The organism is Corallococcus sicarius (genome assembly GCF_003611735.1).
Lineage (GTDB): Bacteria > Myxococcota > Myxococcia > Myxococcales > Myxococcaceae > Corallococcus > Corallococcus sicarius.
Map to the genome: position 1 here is coordinate 1 of NZ_RAWG01000554.1, position 3,032 is coordinate 3,032.

Below are 3,032 nucleotides of genomic sequence, written 5' to 3' on the forward strand. Positions count from 1 at the left end.
GGGCAAGGCGGCCCCCCCGGTGACGCCGCCTCCCGCGACGCCCGCTCCGGACACCACGGGGCTGTCCGTGGACGATCCCTCCCTCGCCTCCGAGCCCTCGGCCACCCCGCCGATGGATCCGTACTCTCCGGCCGCGGCGCTGCCTGGGCCGGAGCCGCTGCCCGTCGCGTCTCCGAGCTCTCCGGGCGTCCCCGCGACCGCGGCGCCGCTGCCCTCGGATGTGCCCACCACGCCGCCCGCGACCGCCGGGGGCGTGCCCCTGCCGGCGTCGGAGCCGCTCAGCAGCGGCAGCAACGTGCCGGACCGCGCCCCCTTCACGGAGCCCGCCCAGGACCGCGCCATGCCGCCGCCCTCGGGGCTCGCGGGCCTGGACGGGCCGGATCCGCTGGCCGCGTCCTCGCTGGAGGAGTCCGTCAACCGCGTGCTCAGCGAGGCGGTGGTGACGACGGCGTCCAAGCGCCGCCAGCGCATCGCGGACGTGCCCCTCACGGTGTCGTGGATCCCCGCCGAGGAGCTGGAGGGCACCGGCCAGTTCTCCCTCTGTGAGGCCATCCAGTACTTCCCCGGCATGGAGTGCCGCCGGGGCTCCATGCGCAAGGCGGCGGTGAGCGCGCGCGGCCTGGGCTCCAACTACCTGTCCAACCGCCTGCTGCTCCTGAAGGACGGCCGTCCGTTGACGGACCCCTGGACGGGCCAGTTCTACGCGGATGAGACGACGCCCCTGACGAACCTCAAGCAGGTGGAAGTGATCCGCGGCCCGGGCTCGTCGCTCTACGGCTCCAACGCCTTCAGCGGCGTCATCAACATCATCGAGCGGCAGCCCGCGGACCTCATCCCCAAGGGCCAGAGCATCGGCGCGGACGCGCGCCTCCTCGCGGGTCAGGACAAGACGTGGCGGCTCCAGACGACCGTGGCCGGCAAGGGCGGGCCCGTGGAGGCGCTGCTCGGCTACTACGGCTTCGGTTCGGACGGCCCGCAGCTCTTCAATGATCCGCGCGTGGGCCAGGTGGACACCAACGAGGACTCGCTGGTGCACCAGGTGAACGGCAAGGTGCGCGTCGGCGCCTTGTCGCTGGACGCGGACTTCACGGACGGCAACATCGGCCGCCCGGGCGGGCAGAACATCTCCACCGTGGGCAACTGCGGCCGCTGCCACTACACGGCGCAGGACAACGAGCACGTCCAGAACCTGAACACCGCCATCCAGGTGGATCAGCAGCTGAACGAGAACGTTCGCGTGTTCGCCCAGGGCTACGCGTTCTTCAAGCGCCGCGACGTGGCGCTGGAGAACCAGGTCACGGGCGCGCTGGAGTCCGCGCTGGGCAAGCGCCGCCGGCTGGGCGGCGAGGCCCGGGCCCTCTTCTCCCTGGACCGGCTGTCGCTCACCGTGGGCGGCGACGTGAAGGCCGACCAGGTGAACAACCAGAACATCCTCTCCGGCCTGGGGCTGGAGGACACCCGGCAGACCATCCTGGGCGGCTTCGTGGACGCGGAGTACCGCATCACGGACCGGCTGGTGGTGGGCGCGGGCGCCCGCTACGACCGCTACCAGATCCCCGAGCGCGTGTGGACCGCGCGCACGGATCAGATCTCCCCGCGCGCGAGCGTCGTCTTCCACGCCATCCCGGAGCTGCTCACGCTGCGCACCAACTACGGCCGCGCCTTCCGCGCGCCCACCCTGGCGGAGCTCGCCATCAACCAGCAGATGTACGCCGCCACGCTCCTGGGCAACCCGGGCCTGAAGGCGGAGACGCTGGACACGGTGGAGGCCGCGGTGGACTTCTGGCCCCTGGATCGCAAGGTGCGCCTGACGGGCACGGCCTTCTACAACCGCGCCAACAACTTCATCAATCAGGAGCTCCTCTTCGGCTCCACGTCGCAGTTCAAGAACCTGGGCGACGCGCGCGTGGCGGGCTTCGAGGCCGAGGCGGCCGCGCAGGTGCCGGCCATCAACTCCTCCTTCGACGTGGCCTACCAGTTCCTGGACGCCCGGGCGCTGCCCGCGGACGGCGGCCCGGACTACACGCTGGACTACGCGCCGGGCCACCGCATCTACGCCCGCGGCCGGACCAACATCGCCAAGGTCGCGTTCGTGGAGATCTACGGCCTCTTCGTGGGCCCGCGCTTCGACCCGGGCTTCGTCGTGGACGAGATCAGCGGCACGACGACCCGCGTGCGGATGCCCAGCTACATCACGGCCTCGGCGCGCGTGGGCTTCCAGGTGCACGAGAGCGTGGCGGTGTCGCTCTTGGGCACCAACCTCTTCAACGCCCAGTACGAGGAGTCGCACGGCTTCCCCGCGCCTCCCCAGGGCCTCTTCAGCGAAATCAAGCTGCGTTACTAGTAGGCCCTTTGGAAACCGCGACGCCCTCGAAGAACCCCCTGCTGGAGCTGACTCCGGACGAGTCCCTGACGCCCGCCGCGCTGGAGCGGGCGGCGGGGGCGCTCGCCCGGGACGGGCTCCTGCTGCGGCATGGGGAAGGCCCCACGCGCAAGCTGGTGCTCTTCGACGGGCGGCTCGGTGCCGTCCAGGCGGCCCTGCTGGACCGGGCCGCGCCCGCGCTGCTGCTGGCGACGCGCGAACCGGACGGCGAACCCTCCGCCTGGGAGGTGCGCCTGCTGGCCGCGCTCCTTCGCGGCGACAGCCTGATGCCCGCCCACGTCGCGGTGGCCCGCGCGCAGCTGACGCAGGTGGCGGACGTGGGGCCGGCGTGCGAGGCGGCCTCGGAGGCGGTGCTGGCGGCGGGAGGCTCGCGCGTGGCGGCGGGGCTCGTGGCGGACGTGGCGCACGAGATCGCGGCGAACGCGCTCCTGGACGCGCCGGTGGATGACGCGGGCGCGCCCAAGTACGCGCACCGCCGGGGACAGGTGCAGCACGTGGCCCCGGAGGATGCCTGCCTGCTGGAGTGGGGCATGGAGCCAGGGCGCGCGTGGTTGCAGGCGGTGGATCGCTTCGGACGGCTGACGGCATCGCCGCTGGTCCGGGTGCTCCGCGCATGGGGTGGCAAGGCGCAGGTGGATGCTTCCGGGGG

General features: G+C 72.5%; 2 protein-coding genes. Both read left to right on the forward strand.

Translation table 11 applies throughout. The features are described 5' to 3' along the window. A partial coding sequence (locus D7X12_RS40550) for a TonB-dependent receptor plug domain-containing protein (protein ID WP_120630459.1) occupies positions 1-2,344 on the forward strand: 2,344 nt, incomplete at its 5' end. A gap of 8 nt (positions 2,345-2,352) precedes the next feature. Then, a partial coding sequence (locus tag D7X12_RS43310) for a hypothetical protein (protein WP_158620221.1) occupies positions 2,353-3,032 on the forward strand: 680 nt, incomplete at its 3' end.